The sequence below is a fragment of the Chitinophaga ginsengisegetis genome (assembly GCF_900168065.1).
In the GTDB taxonomy this organism is placed as follows: domain Bacteria; phylum Bacteroidota; class Bacteroidia; order Chitinophagales; family Chitinophagaceae; genus Chitinophaga; species Chitinophaga ginsengisegetis.
The window spans coordinates 831,189-852,829 of sequence record NZ_FUZZ01000004.1; the positions used below are offsets into that span (position 1 = coordinate 831,189).

The 21,641-nt window shown below is 47.6% G+C and carries 19 protein-coding genes; 9 read left to right on the forward strand and 10 right to left on the reverse strand.

Going from position 1 to position 21,641, the window contains the following annotated elements:
* Together B5Z18_RS26000 and B5Z18_RS26005 are read right to left on the reverse strand one after the other, a co-directional pair.
* Positions 1–1,290, reverse strand: coding sequence for an efflux RND transporter permease subunit (locus tag B5Z18_RS26000; protein WP_079472449.1), 1,290 nt, complete (start codon positions 1,288–1,290; stop codon positions 1–3).
* 179 nt (positions 1,291–1,469) lie between these two features.
* Positions 1,470–1,868 carry an HYC_CC_PP family protein gene (locus B5Z18_RS26005; RefSeq protein ID WP_079472451.1) on the reverse strand — a complete coding sequence of 133 codons (399 nt, stop codon included), beginning with the start codon at positions 1,866–1,868 and terminating at the stop codon, positions 1,470–1,472.
* Positions 1,869–2,120: 252 nt separating this feature from the next.
* Between B5Z18_RS26005 and B5Z18_RS26010 the strand changes: the two genes are divergently transcribed.
* Positions 2,121–2,741: a hypothetical protein gene (locus B5Z18_RS26010; protein ID WP_235016017.1), complete on the forward strand. Its 621-nt coding sequence runs from the start codon at positions 2,121–2,123 to the stop codon at positions 2,739–2,741.
* Positions 2,742–2,855: 114 nt separating this feature from the next.
* On the opposite strand, the gene B5Z18_RS26015 is transcribed toward B5Z18_RS26010, so the two are convergent.
* The 4 genes from B5Z18_RS26015 to B5Z18_RS26030 form a co-directional block, all read right to left on the reverse strand.
* The gene (locus B5Z18_RS26015; RefSeq protein ID WP_079472452.1) at positions 2,856–3,899 is read right to left on the reverse strand and encodes a ferredoxin--NADP reductase; all 1,044 of its coding nucleotides are present in this window, start codon (positions 3,897–3,899) and stop codon (positions 2,856–2,858) included.
* 18 nt (positions 3,900–3,917) lie between these two features.
* Entirely contained in the window at positions 3,918–6,185 is a 2,268-nt protein-coding gene (locus B5Z18_RS26020) for a heavy metal translocating P-type ATPase (RefSeq protein WP_079472453.1), read from the reverse strand.
* A 78-nt stretch (positions 6,186–6,263) separates the two neighbouring features.
* Positions 6,264–6,851 (reverse strand): helix-turn-helix domain-containing protein, encoded by a 588-nt coding sequence (locus B5Z18_RS26025; RefSeq protein WP_079472454.1) that lies wholly within the window; start codon positions 6,849–6,851, stop codon positions 6,264–6,266.
* A gap of 87 nt (positions 6,852–6,938) precedes the next feature.
* The gene (locus tag B5Z18_RS26030) at positions 6,939–8,150 is read right to left on the reverse strand and encodes a S41 family peptidase (RefSeq protein ID WP_079472455.1); all 1,212 of its coding nucleotides are present in this window, start codon (positions 8,148–8,150) and stop codon (positions 6,939–6,941) included.
* Positions 8,151–8,282: 132 nt separating this feature from the next.
* On the opposite strand from B5Z18_RS26030, the gene B5Z18_RS26035 reads away from it, so the two are divergent.
* On the forward strand, positions 8,283–8,900 hold the full coding sequence (locus tag B5Z18_RS26035) for a class I SAM-dependent methyltransferase (protein ID WP_079472456.1): 618 nt from the start codon (positions 8,283–8,285) through the stop codon (positions 8,898–8,900).
* On the opposite strand, the gene B5Z18_RS26040 is transcribed toward B5Z18_RS26035, so the two are convergent.
* Positions 8,897–9,895, reverse strand: coding sequence for a GlxA family transcriptional regulator (locus tag B5Z18_RS26040; protein ID WP_079472457.1), 999 nt, complete (start codon positions 9,893–9,895; stop codon positions 8,897–8,899). The two genes, B5Z18_RS26035 and B5Z18_RS26040, sit on opposite strands and share 4 nt — an antisense overlap.
* A 149-nt stretch (positions 9,896–10,044) precedes the next feature.
* Between B5Z18_RS26040 and B5Z18_RS26045 the strand changes: the two genes are divergently transcribed.
* A complete protein-coding gene (locus tag B5Z18_RS26045) occupies positions 10,045–10,425 on the forward strand; it encodes a SnoaL-like domain-containing protein (RefSeq protein ID WP_079472459.1) in 381 nt (126 codons plus the stop codon).
* 11 nt (positions 10,426–10,436) lie between these two features.
* Here the strand turns inward: B5Z18_RS26045 and B5Z18_RS26050 are convergent, their stop codons facing one another.
* Both B5Z18_RS26050 and B5Z18_RS26055 read right to left on the reverse strand, forming a co-directional pair.
* A complete protein-coding gene (locus B5Z18_RS26050; RefSeq protein ID WP_079472461.1) occupies positions 10,437–11,150 on the reverse strand; it encodes an EcsC family protein in 714 nt (237 codons plus the stop codon).
* 67 nt (positions 11,151–11,217) lie between these two features.
* Complete coding sequence (locus tag B5Z18_RS26055; protein ID WP_079472462.1) at positions 11,218–12,264, reverse strand: NAD(P)-dependent alcohol dehydrogenase; 1,047 nt, start codon at positions 12,262–12,264, stop codon at positions 11,218–11,220.
* Between the two features lie 148 nt (positions 12,265–12,412).
* Between B5Z18_RS26055 and budA the strand changes: the two genes are divergently transcribed.
* Positions 12,413–13,246 (forward strand): acetolactate decarboxylase, encoded by an 834-nt coding sequence (gene budA / locus B5Z18_RS26060; RefSeq protein WP_143313697.1) that lies wholly within the window; start codon positions 12,413–12,415, stop codon positions 13,244–13,246.
* A gap of 6 nt (positions 13,247–13,252) precedes the next feature.
* Here budA and B5Z18_RS26065 read toward each other — a convergent pair whose 3' ends face one another.
* Positions 13,253–14,101 (reverse strand): metallophosphoesterase, encoded by an 849-nt coding sequence (locus B5Z18_RS26065; RefSeq protein ID WP_079472464.1) that lies wholly within the window; start codon positions 14,099–14,101, stop codon positions 13,253–13,255.
* Positions 14,102–14,262: 161 nt separating this feature from the next.
* Between B5Z18_RS26065 and B5Z18_RS26070 the strand changes: the two genes are divergently transcribed.
* The 5 genes from B5Z18_RS26070 to B5Z18_RS26090 form a co-directional block, all read left to right on the forward strand.
* Entirely contained in the window at positions 14,263–14,829 is a 567-nt protein-coding gene (locus tag B5Z18_RS26070; RefSeq protein ID WP_079472465.1) for a phage tail protein, read from the forward strand.
* An 11-nt stretch (positions 14,830–14,840) separates the two neighbouring features.
* Positions 14,841–15,395, forward strand: a complete 555-nt coding sequence (locus B5Z18_RS26075; protein WP_079472466.1) for a phage tail protein — start codon at positions 14,841–14,843, stop codon at positions 15,393–15,395.
* A gap of 29 nt (positions 15,396–15,424) precedes the next feature.
* Positions 15,425–16,009 (forward strand): phage tail protein, encoded by a 585-nt coding sequence (locus B5Z18_RS26080; protein WP_079472467.1) that lies wholly within the window; start codon positions 15,425–15,427, stop codon positions 16,007–16,009.
* Between the two features lie 14 nt (positions 16,010–16,023).
* Positions 16,024–17,166, forward strand: coding sequence for an ABC transporter substrate-binding protein (locus B5Z18_RS26085; protein ID WP_079472468.1), 1,143 nt, complete (start codon positions 16,024–16,026; stop codon positions 17,164–17,166).
* Positions 17,167–17,257: 91 nt separating this feature from the next.
* The coding region (locus B5Z18_RS26090) for a beta strand repeat-containing protein (protein ID WP_143313698.1) at positions 17,258–21,641 on the forward strand (4,384 nt) is incomplete at its 3' end.

A 21,641-nucleotide genomic window follows, 5' to 3' on the forward strand; every position in this document is an offset into this window, starting at 1 on the left:
TTACTTGGTTTTTTGTTCGCCCTGCCACTGCGCATACCGTTCTGCCAGGTGTTTATAGGCATTTTCACTCATGATAATTCCATTGTCTACAATAACCCCGATAGCCAGCGCAATACCTGTGAGCGACATGATGTTGGAAGAAATGCCAAAAGCATTCAGCAGGATAAAACTTGCGGCCAGGGTAACCGGGATCTGTATAATGATGCTAAGGGCGCTGCGCCAGTGAAAAAGGAAGATGATCACCACAACAGATACCACCGCCATTTCTTCAATAAGGGTATGTTTAATGGAATCCACGGATTCTTTGATGAGTGCTCCCCGGTCGTACACGATGTCAAACTTCACTCCATCGGGAAAGCCTTTGGCCACCTCCTGCATTTTTATCTTCACTTTATCAATCACCTCTGCAGCGTTTTCACCATAACGCATTACTACGATACCGCCTACACGCTCTCCTTGTCCGTCCTGATCGAAGACGCCCAGCCTGGTTTCCCCGGTCATCTGAACAGCGGCAACATCTGATATCTTTACAGGAATACTGTTCTGCGTTTTAACGGGTATATTCTCTATTTCAGTCACTGACTTTAAGTAGCCGGATGTTTTAATGATATAGCCAATATCACTTAGCTCAAATTTGCGGCCGCCGGATTCATTGTTATTCGTACGAATGGCATTCATTACTTCTGCCACGGAGAGCTTATAATAAAGGAGCTTATTGGGATCTACGGTAACCTGGTACTGCTTCTGAAAACCGCCGAAAGAGGCAATTTCACTGACGCCTGCTACATTTTGCAGGGCGAATTTCACGTACCAGTCCTGCAATGCGCGTTGTTCGCCCAGGTCCATACCCGGCGCATCCAATGTGTACCAGAGTATATGTCCCACGCCGGTACCATCGGGTCCCAGTTGTGGCGTTACGCCTGTTGGCAATGTCCTGGAAACGGTACTTAATCTTTCCAGTACTCTTTCCCTGGCCCAGTAAATATCTACGTTATCATTAAAAATAATATAGATAAAACTCATTCCAAACATAGACGTACCGCGTACATACTTAATTTTGGGAAGACCCTGCAGGTTAGTCACCAGCGGATAAGTGACCTGGTCTTCGATCAGCTGTGGTCCCCGGCCCATCCATTCCGTAAATACAATCACCTGGTTTTCGGATAAATCCGGGATGGCGTCAATAGGGTTCTTCTTCACGGCAAACACGCCCCAGGCAAACATAGCTGCCGCCATTACCAGCACAATAAAGCGGTTGCGCAATGACCATTCTATAATACGATGTACCATATCTCTTTCTATAAATCTTTATGCAGTTACTTTCCCGGCAGGTATAAAACAGGCCGCTGCAATCGTATGGCAATGGCGCAATTCATAAACCGGGAAGTTTATTTCTCAATAAATTATGTGGTAAGATAAAGGCGTGTGAATGCTGTATGGTAATAGCATACGCCGGAGGAAGAGGGGTATCAGATCAGGAAGCTACAGTTAAATATATGCGTGGGTATTTTATTACTTCGCGGTGGCGCATGGGTAGCCGGATATTCTTCCGCTATGGACAGCACACGCACCGGGTGATGCTCAAAAAAAGACAGGGGAGCCACCAGCATAGCTACCTGGTTAAAATGAAAGGCATGTTCGGCGGCTTTCTGGTCCTTTTCCAGCTTTACCGTTTTGTGTTCATCCCTGCAACATTTTTTGGCGCATGACTTACTATGACCAGTACTACACTGGTTGCAGGGCTTCACTTCTCCATGCCATAATGCCACCTCTACCAGCTTTCCCATGCAGTAGTGCATGTGGAAAGTAGCGCCGGTAGATGAGCCGGCATACAGGAAAGCTAATATGAGTGCAAACGCCTTTTTCATGCTGTAACAAAAGTAGCGGTAACCGCCCGGTTGATTGTTATATAATTTTGTGTTTGTTTTATATTTTAACCGGAAAGAAGTTTGCTTCGGGGAGCGGCAACCTTTTTTTTGCAGTCCGTGATGATCTTAAGCAACGGGATTCTAAGGCCCAGCGGGCTATTTACAATAATTTACAAAGTTTACATTTTAATTTACAATCCTAATCCTTCAAGCGGAAAGGATTAAAGTAGTTTCGCTGTATCAAACTTTTATATGAAAAATAAAAGAGATGCCCTAAGCGGATATGATTTATCAGGAGATAGATTTATGTTAATTAAAACTACAAAAAATATGAAAAAAGCTATTTATGCACTGATCTTACCGCTGGTTGTGGTAGGCGGATTAGTATTTGCCAATCGCGAAATCAAAAATGAAAATTCTAAAAAACCAACCCCCAGGCCACCCTCTGCTGCAGAAATGAAAGCCGAATTGAGAAAATGGGAGGCTACCCCTGCTGGTATAATGTTCAAAAAATGGCAAACGTCTCCCGACGGTAAAAAAGTGCTTGCCGGCGCTGCTAAAATAGGGAAGCCTGTAAATGCTTTTACCAATATGGAGGCTGTTATAACCTCCCTTTCTCTTCCGCCAGGCTCACGATTAGGTTTCGGAGTGATGGTCAGGATTGATGGGGTCGATTATATTCTTAGTTTTGGGCCGAAACAGCCTGATGAATTTCAGCAATTGCATAGCCTGAAAGTTAACGACAAAATAATTATAAGAAGCCATAATGTATCGTACGCCCCCAAGTATTCATATCCAATAGTATCGGGCGACTATATAGAACGGGATAGTAAAATAATTTATGAACGTCCTCCCAACAAAGGTGGTTGCTGAGTACTTCATCGGGCCTGAAGGTCTTCGCGGCCTTCAGGCTTTTTTTATTGACAGGCTGAATACAGCGGAAGCAGCAGCAGGGTATTGTTTCCGCGGTGTGAGGCGGTTTCCGCATTATCCTATCTCCACCGTCACATCACCTGTAAGAGGAAAGCTCTGGCAAAGAAGCACCATTCCCTCGTCCACCTCCTGTTGCCTGAGCGCATAATTACCAAGCATCTTCACCTTTCCGGCAGTAACCTTTGCGGCGCAAATACCGCAGGTACCTCCCTTGCAGGAATATGGCAGGGGAATCCTGTCTTCCAGCGCTGCTTCAAGGATCGTTTTACCGGCAGCCACCTCCAGCAGGTTACACTGTTCATAAAAATGCAGCAGTACTTCCTGTGCCGGTACTACTTCTTCCTCTTTAACGGGTTCCGGGGAAAACCATTCCATAAAAATATGCTCCGCCGGTACCTGCAATGCTTCCAGCATTTCATGCTGCATTTTCATTAAGCCTGTGGGTCCGCAGATAAAATAGTGAACGGCATCCAGAGGGTCGCCTACCGCCTGTTGAATGAGCTTCCGCGTTATCAGTTTACCCAGCCGGCCCTTAATAAAATCCGGGGAGGCCACTTCTTCATAAACTGATATCACATGATGAACGTTGATCCGTTCCCGGTAGTGCTCCTGCCATAGCGCGATATCGTTTCTGAATATAATTTCATCCGGCGTGCGGCTGGCGTAAATAAGGGTAACACGGGTATCGGGAGACTGGCCGATCACGGATCTGGCAATGGCATACAAGGGCGTGATACCACTTCCACCCGCCAGCAGCACAAGATGCTTCGCCTGATGGGTATTGTGTGCAGGAGTAAATGAGCCATAGGGGCCGGATACAGACCAATGCGTGATGGCTGATGCCTTGTCGGCAATATAGTTGCTCATGATCCCCCCTGCTACTCTTTTTACCGTGATGGCAGGTTGTTTGTCGCGGCCATATACCGAGCTTAAGGAATAAGACCTTGTAACAGCGCCGCCATTGATCGTTAAAGTAATATTGATAAACTGTCCTGGCTTATATATAAACGGCTGGCCGCCGGTATCAAATTGTATGGTTACTGTTGATGCAGTTTCCCGGGTAATACCGGTGGTGCGCCAGATCTGTACATTATTCATGTTTCCTGATGATTTATTTTAAAGACGCGCCGCTTTCAAACGCAAACTGTTACTCACTACACTTACAGAACTGAGGGCCATAGCCGCGCCTGCAATCATCGGGTCTAACAAAAATCCGTTGACAGGGAACAAAACACCGGCAGCAACCGGGATACCGATGATATTATAGATGAAGGCCCAGAAGAGGTTCTGTTTAATAGTGCTCACGGTTTTGCGCGACAGCTTCAGTGCTTTGGGAATACTGTTCAGATCAGAAGTGATCAGCGTCATTTTGGCCACATCCATCGCAATGTCTGAGCCTTTGCCCATTGCAATACTTACATCTGCCTGGGCCAGCGCCTGTGAGTCGTTGATACCATCACCCACCATCGCTACTACTTTTCCGGATTGCTGCAGTTCTTTTACAAAGGCAGCTTTGTAGGAAGGAAGCACTTCTGCTTTATAATGTTTCAGTCCTACTTTCCTGGCTACAGCTGCGGCAGTGTGAGTGTTGTCGCCGGTAAGCATATATACTTCAATACCGTCTTTTTGTAAGGAGGCAATGGCTTCCCTGGAGGTTTCCTTTATTTTATCGGCGATAGCGATTATCGCCAGCAGTTGCTTGCCTGCCGCAAAATAGATCACTGTTTTGGCATCTTCCTGCAATGCGGCGGCCTGTCGTGCCAGCTGCGGTTCAACAGCAATATGGTTTTCATCCATTAGCTTCCGGTTACCTACCAGGTAAACGGTTTGTTCAAAAGTTCCCTGCACCCCTTTACCGGTGAGGCTTTCAAAGCCTGACAACTGAACTGGCGTTGCGCCGCCGTCTTTCAGATATGCTACCACGGCTTCTGCCAGCGGGTGTTCGGATTGCTGTTCAAGGGAATACAGTACTGAGCCGGATGTGCTATTGGCGGTTGTATGCCAGATGAGATCGGTTACCACCGGTTTACCTTCTGTGATGGTACCGGTTTTGTCGAGGATGATGGCGTTTACTTTATGCGCCAGCTCCAGGCTTTCCGCATCCTTGATAAGGATATTATTTTCCGCGCCTTTACCTACGCCTACCATGATGGCGGTGGGCGTTGCCAGTCCTAATGCACACGGGCAGGCGATCACCAATACTGTTACCGAAGTAAGCAGCGCATGGGTGAAAGCGTTATCACCGCCCAACACCATCCAGGAAACGAAGGTGAGGATAGCAATACCTATTACCACCGGTACAAAGATACCGGCGATCTTGTCTACCAGCTTCTGAACCGGCGCCTTGCTGCCCTGTGCTTCCTGCACCATTTTGATAATCTGCGCCAGGAGTGTGTCTGCGCCTACTTTCTCGGCCCGGAAGCGGAAGCTTCCTTTCTGGTTAATGGTACCTGCAAATACTGCGTCGCCGGTATGTTTAGCCACTGGTACCGGCTCACCGGTGATCATGCTTTCATCCACATAAGAGGCGCCATCTGCTAACTTTCCATCCACCGGGATTTTTTCGCCCGGCTTTACCAGCAGCAGGTCCTGCACTTTTACCTCAGAAACAGGGATTTCACGGGTGTTGCCGGCTTCGTCTACCAGCAGCACTGTTTTGGGTTGCAGGCCGATGAGTTTTTTTATGGCAGATGAGGTATTGGATTTAGCTTTTTCTTCCAGCAGTTTACCCAGCGAGATAAACGCTATCACCACAGCAGCGGCTTCAAAATATACATGCGCATGCAATCCGCGCTGATGCCAGAACTCAGGGTATATGGTATTGAAAGCACTGAACAACCAGGCGATACCGGTACTCAACGCTACCAGTGTATCCATATTGGCTTTGCGGTGCCTGGCCTGTTTCCAGGCATTGATAAAGAAGTTCCGGCCCAGGAAAAATACCACCGGTGTGGCAAGCGCCATCATGATCCAGTTACCATACGGCATATCCATAAAGAACATCCCGATAATAACGATGGGAAGCGATAACACCGACGCCCAGATGGTGCGTTGCTTCACTTCCCGGTAGTGCCGCTGCTGCGCTTCTTCCTTTACTTCGTCCTGGTTTTCCTTGTCAATCACCAGGTCGTATCCCACTGACCGGACGCTACTTTGCAGCATGGCAGGGGTAACAGTGGCGTGATCATATTGTACCCAGGCGGTTTGATTGGCGAAGTTAACGCCGGCATCCTGTACGCCAGGCACCGATTTCAGCATGGATTCCACGCTAACAGCGCATGCTGCACAGGTCATTTCCAATACGGGAAAGGTTTCTTTTGTAGTGCCGGCTTTGTGTTTCCTGGTGGCTGTTGATTCCTGTTGTAATGATATAGCTGATGACATATACTGCTGATTTTTTACAAAGCTACGCTGCGGTGTGGGCACGGGCGTTACACTATTCAAGGGGAATTGTATATAATTTTAAGACTGGTGACCGGGGTGATGGGTCAGGGCTTGCTTTGATTTCCTGATTTCTTTAAAATGAGAGGTATTGAGGCCGGTTTGATCTTTAAACTGCCGGGAAAGATGGGCGCCGCTGCTATAACCCAGTTTAAAAGCAATGTCCGACAGGGTTTCATCAGAATAAACCAGTAACTCCTTTACCTTCTCCACACGGTATTCTTTAATATATTTCTCCAGGGTAATTCCTTCTGCTTCTGAAAAAATATTGCTGATGACTGTATAATCCTTATTCAGCGTACGGGATACTATATCTGAAAACTTAAAATTATCCGGGAAATCATAAGATCCGCCATATACTTTATCTACCAGGGATTTAACGTCTCTTACCAGTCTGGTCTTTTTATCTTCCAGCAGGGTGAAACCCAGCGGGGTCAGCTTCTCCCGGATGGCGTCCATATCCGGTTCAGATAATGCAGACACCGTGGTAATTTGTCCCAGCGTAATACCGGTTACCGGTATCTGCAGCTCATGCAGCGCCTCTCTCACGGCGAGAATACACCTGTCGCAAACCATTCCTTTGATAAATATTTTATAGGCACTTAGCATATATCCGGTATTTGAGCTATGCGAAGTTCAGCTATTCCATCAGCAATGGCATTATACAATTCAGGGGAATGTTTATATAATTATAATTTACTGTTTATAGATGTATTCCAGTGCTTCATCTTTATTATCAATAAAATTTAAAGAACTATAGGTAATTCCTTTATCAGGCATTAAGGCGCCTTTTTTTCCTTTCCAGTTTTCCCAATACCTTGTTGAATAACCGATCACGATCTTTGTATTTGACAGTCTGAATCCGCGCACTTCTCCATAGTGGTTGATGTTGCCACTGGTCATTTGCCCGACCAGGATGGCATTGGTATATCTTTTAAATTCAATGGCATTCATTAAAGCGGAAGAAAAGGTTTGCTTCCCGATAAGCACATAAAAATGGTTCTTCTTATTTAAATAGCTATGTTTAATGCTGTCGATGAAAGGTTCCAGCACACCGGAATTACCGCCACTGTTATACCGGAGGTCAATAATAATTTTATCGGGATGCCAGCTGTTTATTTTTGAAAACAGTTCCTCATTAAACTGCGCGAATGGATGCTGCTCATCATCTATGCAATGAACAAAGTTGAAATAGACCGTTTTCTTTGTTGAGTCATACGCATACCAATAGTCTTTTTCGGGTTCCCTGTAGGGCAACATGGCGCCGTATTGGGGGGACAGTGTCAGATTCAGGCTGTCTTTATTAACGGCGTAAAGTGTTACCTGGCGGGTTTCTCCGTTGCGGCTTTGCAATGTAAATTCTGCGCTTTTATCTGAGTTTAGGATGCCCAGTCCTTTGAGAAAAGAAGGGTTATTCAGGAACTGTTGCTCATAGATCTCAAAATAGGATTGATTGTCGGCCTTAATTACTTCTTTAAACTTCCGGTTAATTTCATCGATGGGATGCCCGTTAATGGCGGTTAGTTTAGATAAAAGAGCAGATGATTGCTGAGGATCAATACCGGTAACAAATATGCCATCGTCGAATGGGGTAAATTTTATGGGCAAAGCCAGCGTAAACTGAGGCTCAATCCGCGTATGCTCGTCGCCGATGGACACGTTTAACCTGAAAAGCTCTACCATGAAGGTTTCCTCATTCAGGGTGTCAATTTTTCCGGCTATCCGGGCAACTTTACTTTCAAATTCTGTTCTGGTGATTTTGTTATACAGATTTTTGTGCTTTACCGGGAGGGTATCCCTGTAGTACATTAAGTCTTCCAGCAGTTGTTTTTTTGACAGATTTTGTGAGAAGGCGTCATTGGAAATTAAAATCAACAGGCCGGATATGAAGGCAAGGTACTTTTTCATTTAGTGCTTTTTTACGCAGGTATTTGACAATATACGTACAAAGGTTTGTGTTTATTATGCACGGCGGGCTTAAAATACAGGCATCTTGTCTTGTTCCTTAATTACTACATTTGTATTTAAACGATATCCGGCATGGAAGAAAATAAACAGCACTGGGAAAATGTTTACAACACCAAAACGCCTTCAGAAGTAAGCTGGACACAGGATGTACCACAAACTTCCCTCGATTTCATTCTCCCGGGAAACTTTCCGAAAACAGCGGCCATTATTGACATCGGCGGCGGCGACAGTAAACTGGCCGACTTCCTGCTGGAAGCAGGATTTACCAATATTACCGTGTTGGACATTTCGGCTAAAGCATTGGAAAGAGCGCAACAACGGCTGGGTGAAAAAGCGGGTCTTGTTAAATGGATCGTGCAGGACATTACCACCTTTCAGCCAACCACTACTTACGATATATGGCATGACCGGGCCACGTTTCATTTCCTCACTGCGCCGGAACAGATTGACCGGTACTTACATATCGCCCGGCAAAATATCAATGCCGGCGGCTATGCCATTATAGGCACCTTTTCTACTGATGGTCCCGAAAAATGCAGCGGTCTTCCTATAAAACAATATAATGAGGATACCCTGACAGCCCGGCTCAGCAACGGCTTTGAGAAGATAAAGTGTATCACTGAAAACCATGTAACGCCATTTAATACCACGCAACATTTCCTGTTTTGCTCATTTAAACGGATCCGCTAGGCTTTCAATTTCTGCCGCTCCGACAGCTTACCATATTTCAGGTGGTATTCCTTCGGGCTCATATCCACCTGCCGGCGGAAAACTTTCCGGAAGAAGCTGATATCTTCATAACCGCATTGCAGCGCCACGTTTTCAATACTCTCGCGGGTATTTTCCAACAGCTTTTTTGCTGCTTCAATACGCACCCGCTGCAGGTATTCCAGCGGGGTATTGCCCGTTGCCTGCCGGAAGCGGCGGATGAAATTCCGGACGCTCATGTGATGGTCGCCGGCCAGCTTTTCGAGGATGATTGCTTCCTGGTAGTTGGCCTCGATGAATTGCTGAATCTTTTTTATCGGGTCATCCACATGATCATGCTGGAAACGGAACACGGAAAAGGCCAGCTGTGAATCCTCATGCGTATTGATCATTAATATTTTTGATGCCATCACGGCTTCCTGGTGACCTATTAATTTTTCTATCAGGTAGATCATAAAGGTGGTGAAACTAAACGCGCCTCCGCAGGAATACACCGCTCCTTCGTCTACAATAATCTTATCGTCCTGCACGCTGATAGCCGGATAACGCTGCTGAAACCGGTCTGCGAACAACCAGTTGGTGGTAGCTTTTTTGCCGTCCAGCAAGCCTGTTTCTGCCAGCAGGAAAGCGCCCACGCAGATGCTTGCGAGGTCGGCGCCTTTGTGGCGTTGCTGCTTCAGCCATGCGATCAGCCGGCCTTCGCGGCTAATCACTTCATCGATCTTATCATAGCGCATGGCGGGAATAATAATTAGGCGGTACCGGTCGCGCGGAGTGAGCTGCTGCGCCTCGCTGCTTCCCATCGGCCTCCGGGTGAACTGCCCATCTGCTTCGGTAATAAAATCGATCCCGATATCTTCCTTTAACGGTGTACCGGTTACCAATGGGTACATCCGCTTAAGCCCGCCCCAGATATCAGCGGGGCCGGTCACGCATGTTGGAACGGCGTCTTTATAATCAAGAATAGCAATACGCAAGAGAATTCTTTTGCATTAAAGATATGGCAATATTGCCTTCTTTTTTGTCACTTCCGCCACTTACTTCCTCCCGGAAGGATGACTACTTTTATGATGTAATAAGCAACCGGCGATAGCCGGGTATACATCACCTGATAAATCTCAATATTATGACAACAACCATCAATACCACACTGACAACCCAGGAAGTAGCAACCCGGTTCAACGAGCTGGCCCAACAGGAAAAATGGTTTGAAATCCAGGACGAATTTTTTGCAGATAATGTAAGAAGCGTTGACCCGGCCCATTCGCCTTACTTTGGCTATGCAGAAGGCAAAGCGGCGGTTCACAAAAAAGGGAAGGACTTTGTATCAAAAATCCGGGAAGTTCACGGCGCTTCTACCACTCCACCCGTTGTTGGCGGCAATTATTTTTCCGTAGGCCGGTGTATGGATGTTACCGTAGAAGGATTGGGAAGAATACAACTCGATGAGATCATGTTATATGAAGTGAAAGACGGACAGATTGTACTGGAGCAATTCTTCTATTAGAAAATATAATATCAGTCCAGTATCCGCATCCGGTAGGCATTCATAGCGGTAGTACCGAGCTTTGTAACCAGGCGGTAATTGACCACTATGCCCACAGCCGCGCCCACTACGGGAAGCAGCTGCCCCATCTTGGCGAGGTCTATATGATCACGGTATTCAATCTGAAAACGCTGCCAGTCGAAACTATGAATATCTTCCGGCAACTGGCGGCTTTTCTCTTTCCAGTCAACAATATTCTCATACACATTGCGCCGGTGTTCCTGGCTGCTGAAAGCCAGCTGGAAAATATAGAGGATGTACAACCGTTCCTTATAATCTTTTACATCAAAACCATAAAAGGTGGCGATGTCAAAAAGCAGTTTCAGTTTCATGCCAAGCAGTATCGGGAAATCGGCAAGGCCCCATAAAAATCCGCCTGCGCCGGTAAGGCCGCCCTCAGCCGCGGCTGTTTTCCGGTAAAAGTCCACCCGGCGAAGCACCGCTTCTTCCATATCATACAACGAAGCAAAAACAGGCTGACTGGGTACTGTGTACGTAGAGCCGAACAACACACCCCGCACCATTTGTTTAATGGTAACGGTAATAGCATCATGTACTTTCTGCGGAATAATGCGGTTAATACGGGACTGTACCGATCTGGACAACCGGTCCACCAGGGAGGGCCGGCCCTGCATTTTATGCTGCCAGATCTCCAGTTCTACTTTCATCCGCTGTTCATATAACATAACCGAAATTACAAAAAAAAGCACGACACCGCCATAACAGCAGTGTCGCGCTTTCTTCGCAAACGTTTTACAACGTAGCCATATCAATCACAAACCTGTATCTCACATCTCCCCGCTCCATACGCTCATAGGCAGCATGGATATCTTTCATATCTATCAGCTCAATATCAGATACGATATTATGCTCTGCACAGAAATCCAGCATTTCCTGGGTTTCCGGCAAACCGCCGATAGAAGATCCTGCCACACTTTTGCGGCCATCGATGATTGCAAAAGGAGGTATTTTATTAGGGGAAGACGGAACGCCCACGCAGATATGCGTACCATCTGTTTTTAATAAAGACAGGTACAAACCGAAATCATGTTCCGCACTCACGGTATCCAGGATGAAGTCGAAAGAGCCTTTCACGGCTGCTACCTGATCAGCGTCGGAGGTTACCACAAAATGATGTGCGCCCAGCTTTGCCGCCGCTGCCGCCTTTGATGGTGAAGTACTTAATACCGTTACTTCTGCACCAAAAGCCACCCCGAATTTTACAGCCATGTGTCCTAAACCGCCCAATCCGAGAACGGCCAGTTTATGCCCCTTGCCTACTTTCCAGTGTCTTAACGGAGAATAGGTGGTAATACCGGCACACAGCAACGGCGCTGTTGCGGCCAGCGGTAATTTATCGGAGATATGCAATACGAAATCTTCTTTTACTACAATGGTATTGGAGTATCCACCGTAGGTAGGACTACCATCTCCATACTTATCCACGCTGTTATAAGTTAATACGGCGCCATTCTGGCAATATTGCTCCAGGCCGTGGTTACAGTTATCACAGGTGTGGCAGGAATCCACCAGGCAGCCGGTACCTGCCAGGTCGCCCACCTTGAACTTTGTCACGTGCGATCCTACTTTTACAACACGTCCTACTATTTCATGCCCCGGCACCATAGGAAAAATGCCAGGAAACCACTCATTCCTTATCTGGTGCAGATCTGAGTGACACACACCACAAAATAAAATATCAAACTGTACATCATGAGGCCCAACTTCCCGGCGTTCAAAATTCCAGGGGCCAAGATCAGTGACAGGACTTTGCGCAGCATAACCTTTAGCTGTAATCATTATAAGAGAATTTTAATTGTGTAACCAGGCAAAATTAACGGGCAAATACCAGCTCCCACTTGTAGCCATCAAAGTAATAATTGTGGAAATCAAACAATTTGCCCCTAAAACAGTATTATCCTTAACTTGCAGGCTTATCACACATCCTATGGTTACTTTTCCAGCGCTTTTCCACCGCCTGTTCTTCCAATATAAAAAGAAGATGATCGCTTTTTTACTGGTATGGCCCGCCTTCGCAATGGCGCAGCAGCAACCAGCGGAATACCGTCACCTTTTCACGGCCGGGGTGGCCAGTGGCTTAATGGGCGGCCTGTACGACGGCTTCTATCCTATCGACTCCTTAAAAACAAAAGGGGATTTCGGATTGGGCGCCCCGGATAAACTCGACGGAGAACTGCTGGTATTGAACGGCAAAGTTTATCAAACACAATATACCGGGAAAACATTTGAGGTAGCGGACCAGCATCACCGCATTCCTTTCTGCATGGTTAACTTTTTCCGCGCCAATACCGTGATACATGTGCCAAACAGTATGGACAAAGCTACTTTTTATCATTATCTCGACAGTATCATGCCTAACGTGAACGGCATGTACGCGATTCATATTAAAGGTAAATTCAGGTATCTGAAAACAAGGGCTTTCCCTCCGGTGAATGAGCAACCTTATCCGCAGCTGGCGGGTATGCTCGACAAGCAGCATTTCTTCCAGTATAAAGAAAGCAACGGCGACCTGGTAGGATACCGTTTGCCGGTATATATGGACAACACCAATATCTCCGGTTATCACTTTCATTATCTTTCAGATCAGAAAGATGCCGGCGGCCATATTGTTGACCTTATCACCGGTGATATCACCATCGAAATATCTTTGCTCGACAGCTACACCGTGCAGGTACCAGCCACTCCAGCGTTTAACCACTTCGATTTTAAAAAGGACCGGCAGGAAGATATCAAAAGTGTAGAAAGAGGATCGGCGAAATAATCTTTATCACGACATCAGGTAACCAGGCTGAATACCGCAACCCTGGCGGTGTTCATTGAAAAGCATTTTCATCTTGCCGGTCATCATGCCGTTCCATCCGGCCTGGCTGAGGTATACCTCGTTGCCCGCCACGTTCCGGAATACAGCAGTAGTAGTGATCATCTTCTGCTGATGACCACCTATTACAAAGTCGATATGCGTAGATTTAGTAGCCATATCACAGTTGTCTGCCGTTTCGCCGGGTTGCTGGAACCCGAGGTGTGAAAGACAGATCACTACGTGGCAGTTGTGCTCTTTTTTAAGCGTGGCGGCTACCGCATCGGCAGCTTCCACGGGAGGCAGGTAAGTAACGCCGGGAGTGCCTGTCAGTTGTGGCCCTACACCGGTGATGCCGATTTTTAACGATCCCGCATATACGATTTTATGACGTACCACCTGGCGCGCCAGCGATTGATCGGTGAAACGGTAGTTACAGTTTACCAGCGCAAACTGCATGTGTGGAATCAGTGCAGCCAGTGCAGCCTGTCCGTTGGCCAGTTCCCGGTTACCAATAGTGGCGGCGTGGTAGCCGGCTTTATTCATGGCCCTTATCATTTCCATACAGGCGTTCACGTTATCTGTTCCACAAGTAAAATCGCCGGCATCCACAAACACGCCCTGCTCCCCTTCCTGGCGGTGACCGGCCGGCTGACCATGCAGGTCATTCGTATGCCAGATCAGGAGTTCCCGGTTATTGCCGGGAAGATAAGTGGCGTTTTCTGAAGCGGAAGTCAGCGCTTTGAGGGGATTTTGCAGCAGTAATAAGCCTGTTACCAGTGATGTATTCCGTAGAAAGGAGCGGCGTTCTTTATTCATATTATAGGGATCTGGAAAAAAGTGATGTGAAGATAAACACTTCCATTGATTTCTTGTTAAACCAAATAAATATTACTTTGAAAAAAAAATAAGCTATACTTTTATACCAGTTTTATCATAGATAACGTGATCCATTATCCCTTGCAATACCAAATACAACGATGGCGAATAACTCTACTCCCTACCTGTCAGAGATCTTTTTAGTGGCTTTTAATTTTGCGCCGCAAGGTTATGCCCTGTGTAACGGGCAATTGCTTCCCATTAACCAGAATCAGGCTTTATTTTCCCTGTTGGGCACTACTTACGGCGGTAACGGTCAGACTAATTTTGCATTACCCAACCTGAGGGGGCGTGTTCCTATGCATCAGGGCGGCGAATATATGCAGGGGAGTGTAACCGGCAGCGTTACTACTAAAATCACCACGGCTAATCTTCCGCTACATGAGCATAATATCACTGCCGTACTCCAAATGCCGGTGGGAGGTACAGCAAACACTGATTCTTCTGCCAATGCCTATCCTGCAGTTGCCTCCGGCGCTAAATACAGCAACAACGCGGATGAACAAATGGCAACCGTGCAGGGTCAGGACCTGGTAACGGATAGCGGGAACGGTGCCTTTGCTACGGAGGCCAATCCCTCTCCCAATAATCCCGTTAATAATATGATGCCTTATCTCACCATGAATTATATTATTGCCTTGACAGGCATATTTCCTTCAACTCTTTGATTTATATAGATATGTCTGCAACTGATCCTTTTGTTGGTGAAATCATTATGATCCCTTTCAATTTTGCACCCAAAAATTTTGCACTTTGTAACGGACAACTACTCCCCATTTCCCAGAACACCGGTCTTTTCTCTATCCTGGGCACCTATTACGGAGGGGATGGCAAGGCCACTTTTGCCTTGCCTGATCTGCAGGGAAAAGTTCCCATCGGCACCGGACAGGGGAGCGGTTTGGCAGACCGGTTCCTGGGCGAGTCGGCTGGTATTGGATTAAATGCCCTGACCATCAACCAAATGCCCTTGCATACACATATGATCAAACGGAGACCCATGTCTTTGCCCACAGGCGGGAATAACAACACCAACAATCCGATCAATAATTATCCCGGCATAGCCGCTTCCGGGCTTCCCTACAGTAAAACAGCGGGCACCGGAACAATGGCAAATGTGAGGTCAAGATTGAAAGCAACTGGCTCAGGAGGCAATGTACCGGTGAACAATTACCAGCCAACCCTTACCATTATGTTTGCTATAGCCATGGCTGGAGTATTTCCTCCCCGCCAATAATAAACGATCACACTCAAACACCAATACAAATGCCTTTTGTAGGAGAAATAAGAATATTTGCAGGAAATTTTGCACCGGCGGGTTGGGCCATTTGCGACGGGCAATTACTTCCCATTTCAGAAAACGACACCCTGTTTCAACTGATTGGTACTACCTACGGAGGTGATGGCCAGTCTGTTTTTGCCGTGCCGGATCTGCGGGGCAGGGTACCTTTACATATGGGTACTGATCCCGGTAGTGGCATAACCTACCAGATAGGCGAAAATGGAGGAACAGAAGAAGTGACGCTGAATTCAAACAATCTTCCACCGCATATACATTATATATCCGGACCGGTATTCCTGCCAGCTTTGGGAGAAAACCCCGCCAACACAACCAATCCACAGGACCGTTCCTTTGCTATCACCAATTCAGAAAAAGTTTACAGCACTGTTAAAAGCGATACCAGCAGGTTGGCGCCTTTACAGGTTCCACACATGGGTTTGGCTCCTGACGGTGATTCGTTGATAATGAGCGTACAGCCAGTAGGCGGAAATGAAAACACAGACAACATGCAACCATACCTGGTTGTGAATTTTATTATTTCCCTGTATGGCGTATTTCCTACGCCATAATAAGGACCACTTATATGAAAATAGGAGCACTATTACCGAGATCTACATTTCACCCGCTGTTGCAGCACGATTTTCTCCAAGGGATGGAAGCATACCTGCAATACCGCGGCGTATCCACAACATGGTTTACCGCCAATATCGGGTTTGGCACCAATCCTGAAATGGTACTGCAAGAGGCAGAAAAAATGCTGCTGGAGCATCATGCCGATGTATTGGTGGTATATGCAGATCAGCCGGCAGTAAGCAACATAGCAGCCCTTGCAAAACAGCTGAACCGCCTGGTATTACTGGTACACAACGGCGCAAAATATATGCACGAGTGGGAGCCTCACCCTGTGGTGCTGTCACATACACTTAACAATACTATTCAGTGCCGGCTTACCGGGATCCATGCTGCCACTCTCTCAAAAGAAGCAGCCGTATGTACCTCGTTTTACGACGGCGGCTATTCTCATAATCATGCGCTGGTGCAGTCGTACGCCGATAACGGCGGCAGTGTTGCCTACAACTTTGTAAGCCAGTATAAGGTGAGTGATTTTGATTCGGAGCCATTGCATCATTTCCTGCGGACTAACGCACACGTACAAACGTTGCTGGCGCTTTACAACGGCGACCTGGCGCATTGCTTTCTGCAGCAGCTGCAGACGTCGGATGTAACGGAAGGCTTACAGGTATTTGGCAGTCCCATGCTGCTGGATGAAACCTTAACAACTGTGCATGGTCAGCTGAAAATACCGTTCCAGGTAAGCGGATATGTGCCCTGGTTATCATCTCTCAAAAATAACGCTAATGAATTGCTGAAAACGCAGTTTAACGCTCACACCGGCCGCGAAGCCAATTTACCTGGTATGCACGGCTGGAACACCGGTATGATCCTGGAGCAGATTTATAATACAGCAGATACACACCGGTTCAGGGCACGGGAAATCCTGGCGGCACTCAGCGACGTAACACTGGATAGTCCGCGCGGTCCGCTACACATGGATGCAGCTACTCACCACATGATTGCTCCTGCATGGCTGGTGAAAACAAATGAGGCGTTTGAGCCGGAAGTAATTGGCGGCACAGATAATACCGCGCAGATCTGGCAGGACATTGTGCATACGAAGATACACGGCGTGTCTTCCAGCTGGATCAACACTTACCTCTGTGCCTGAGAAAGATCAGGTGAGGTACTTCTGAATAATTTAACATCCTGAACAACAGGGTGCATGTCTATATATTTCTTATACCTAAGGCTCGCCTTCTATGAAGTTAATTTTACGTAGAACCCTGATATCCCTTTTATTACTCACAGGCATTGCCACCTGCGCGCAGGCACAGGCTTTCGGCCCCGGCGATCTTGTTTTTACGGGCGTCAATATTTTTGATGACGATATTAGCGGCAGCGTACAGAATGATGCGTTTTCGTTTGTATTGCTCCGCGATTGCCCTAAAAATACGATCATTTATTTTACAGATCTCGGCTGGATGGGTAGCCGCTTTCAAACCATTTCCGCCGACAGCTCCACCGGTCCGAAAACAGATGGGGTGCTGCAGTGGTCGCCCGGCGGCAACAACAAAATGGATGCAGGAACGCGGGTTACTATTTTCTGTAAATATAGCCCTACCGCATCTGCCGGGGTACTTACCCTCTCCACTCCTACCGCTAATACTGCGTTACAGGCTAATAAAGAATATATCAGTCTTGGCTTCGCCGGCGACCAGTTGTTTGCATTCACCGGCAACATCAATAATCCCACCATCATTGCCGGTATCAATGTAAACCGCAAAACCTGGGAGACATCTCTCGATGCCGAAGAATTCACTTCTTCCAAATCATTAAAACCAGCTACCACCAGCATTCTTAGCTTCCCCAGCATAAATGCAGTGAATGCAAGGTATAACTGTATAACTACTATCGGCACTTCGGCCCGCCTGCGTAACCTCGTAGTGGATACCACCAACTGGACGAAGGACTATAGCTTAACAGTGCCAGCCCCAACGGCATTCAGTCTTGTATCCGCACCGCCCTGCTCTTTTACGGTTGTGAACCCGGATACCAGCGGTATTGTATATGTAAACAAACAAGTTTCCCAAAGCGGCGACGGCAGCAGCTGGGCCACTGCCCTGCAGGAATTAACCACTGCACTCAATGCTGCCGCAGACCCGTTGAATGGTATTACCACCATATGGGTGGCCCAAAATACTTATAAGCCTGATTACACAAGGAATACCAGCGCTACCTTTAATATCCCTTCCGGTGTGGCTGTTTATGGCGGCTTTGCAGGCACTGAAACTAAGCTGGCTGACCGGAATATTCCTGCTAACCCGGTAATCCTCAGCGGAGACGTTGATTTCAATGACGTGCTTACCAATACTATTACACTGAAGGCAACAGATATCCGGGGTAGCAACAGCACTCACCTGGTAACGGTGGCAGGTAACAGCGCCGAAAGTATACTGGATGGCATAATTATTACCGGAGGTGCGGGCAACGTGTCGGGAGGTGGTATTTACGCTCCCTTTTCCAATTTAACAATAAGGAATACACAATTTTATGGAAACAACACCACCCAGAATGGTGGCGCCATCTACCAGGTTGGTGGGAATATAAAACTGGTCAACTGCGTATTTTTTGGTAACAAGGCTACGCTGGATGGAACGGCTATAAGAACCACCGGTAATACTACGCTTACCAACGTTACAGTGGGTGGTAACTCCGGAGGAGGAGCTGCTATAAGCAGCACCGGAGGAATTTTCACTTCGTACAACAGCATTGTGGCAAAGAATACTCCCGGTAGTGGCAGCGACTATTCCGGTCCTCTCGCAAACATCCGGTACAGTATTTTGGGTAACCTGTACTATAGCGACGCAGCTACTGTACAACCTGTTCCCGATGTGGTGTTTAATGACCTCACCAACGGTAACCTGCGGTTAACGGCTGCCAACTTCGGCATCAACAAAGGCGATCCGCAAACCAATAATGCGGGTTATGCCGCACAGGCAGATACACTGGATCTCGACAGGAAAACACGTATCAGCAATAGCCTTATTGACCTGGGCGCCTATGAAATACAGGCCATACCGCAAACAATCACTTTCCCGGCCTTCCCTTCCACGCCTGTTATTACGTATGGAGATACAGATATTGATCCGAATGCGACGACTTCCGGAGATGGCACTATTACCTATACCTCCGGCAATACAGCCGTTGCAGACGTGGTGAACGGGAAAATTAAAACCACCGGTGCAGGTACCGCGGTGATCACTGCCCACGCAGGAGCTACCAATACCTATCTTCCTGCAAGTCCTGTATCACAAACTATTACCGTCGCTAAAAAAGCGTTGACTATAAAAGCAGCTGATGTGAGCCGGCCTTATAAAACGGCTAATCCCGCTGCCACGTTTACTTATACCGGGTTTGTTTATGCAGATGACGCCAGTGTTATCACCGGTATGGTAAATACCACCTTCGCAGCCAATCTAAACAGTCCGGTTGGCGCCTATGCGATTACAACAGATGTAAGTGCAGCCAGTGCAGCCAACTATAGTTTGTCGGCCGCAAATGGTACATTAACTATTACGCAGCAGCCGCAAACCATCACATTCCCGGCGATAACGGGCATTGTGTATGGCACCGCCCCGATTACATTACCGCTCAATACCGATGCAGGAAATGCAATTGTTTACACTGTGGTTTCAGGTCCGGCTACCGTTAGTGGTAACACACTTACGATCACCGGCGCTGGCGATGTAACCATCAACGCCGATCAGCCGGGAAATACCAACTATGCCGCAGCGGCACAGGTAACACAAACATTTAATGTTGCCAAAGCAATACTAACGGTAACGGCTAACGATAAAAACAGGGCATACAAACAGGCTAATCCCACCCTGGAATATACGGTTACCGGCCTTGTGAACGGCGACAACGGCAGCGTGGTAAACGGTAATGCGGACATCAGCACCACAGCGGACATTGATAGTCACACCGGCAACTACCCTATTACTGTAAGCGCCGGCGCACTCACTGCTGTCAACTACCAGTTCAGTTTCGCACCCGGTACACTTACCGTTACCAAAGCGCCGCAGGTAATCACCCTCACCGCATTAACGGACAAAACGTACGGTGACGCCCCTTTTGCATTGAACGCTACCAGCACCTCCGGCCTCACGGTGGACTTCACTGTTGCCGGACCGGCTACGCTTAGCGGCAACACCGTTACCATTACGGGCACGGGAAATGTAACGGTCACGGCTACACAAAGCGGTGATACTGATTACGACGCAGCCACCATTGTATCCGGCGGATTTACGGTCCTGAAAAAATCATTATTTGTAACTGCCGATAACAAACAGCGGTTATATGGAGGAAATAACCCTGCATTAACCTATACTTATAGCGGTTTGGTGAATGGGGAAGATAACAGCGTGGTAACAGGCACTCCGCTGCTCAGTACTACGGCAGATGCCAGCAGTGTGCCGGGTGGTTACCCTATCCAGGTTACCAATGCTGCCTCGCTGAGTGCTGTTAACTACAATATCATTCCTGCCAGCGGAATACTGACGGTAACAATAGCGCCACAAACCATTACCTTCCCGGCTATCACCGGCAAAACATATGGCAGTGCACCGGTTACGCTCAATACCAACAGCGACGCAGGTTTGCCGATCACTTACAACGTGGTAAGCGGTCCGGCAACAGTCAATGGCAACATCCTTACATTCACAGGCGCTGGCGATGTAACCGTTTCCGCCGACCAGGGAGGCAACGGCAACTACTCTCCTGCTCCGCAATCAACACAAACATTCAACGTTGCCAAAGCCATACTAACGGTAACGGCTAATGATAAAAACAGGGCGTACAAACAAGCTAATCCAACACCGGATTATACCATTACCGGTTTTGTAAATGGTGAAAACAACAGCGCAGTCAATGGCGACGCCACTATTACTCACACTGCTGATATCAATAGCGTGCCGGGTGTTTATCCGATTACGGTTACCGCTGGTGCGTTAGCAGCAGCTAATTATGACTTCAGCTTTGTGAACGGATCACTCACTATTACACAGGCTTCACAAACCATCACCTTCCCGGCTATCACCGGTAAAACATATGGTGACCCTGCCTTTACTCTCAGCGCCAGTAGCGATGCAGGGTTAACAGTAGCCTATGCCGTTACTTCCGGGCCGGCTACCGTAAACGGTAACACCGTCACCATCACCGGCGTGGGCAATGTAACCATCAGCGCCACGCAGGCAGGAGACGCCAACTATACCGCAGCAGCGGCGGTGAGCCAATCGTTCCAGGTAACCCCGGCCATACTGACGGCAACCGCGGATGATAAACAGAAAGTATATGGCGCTAATAATCCTGCGCTCACTTACACCATCAGTGGGTTTGTGAATGGTGAAAACAGCAGCGTGATAAGCGGTACACCTGCGCTCAGCACCAGTGCCGATAACAGCAGCGTACCTGCTACATATCCTATTACAGTGGATGTAACACCATTGACCGCGGCGAACTATACTTTCGCTGCTGTTAATGGCAACTTAACCGTTGGACTGGCGTCACAAACCATCACCTTCCCGGCCATCACCGGTAAAACATATGGCGACGCTGCCTTTGCGCTCAACGCCGGTAGCAGCA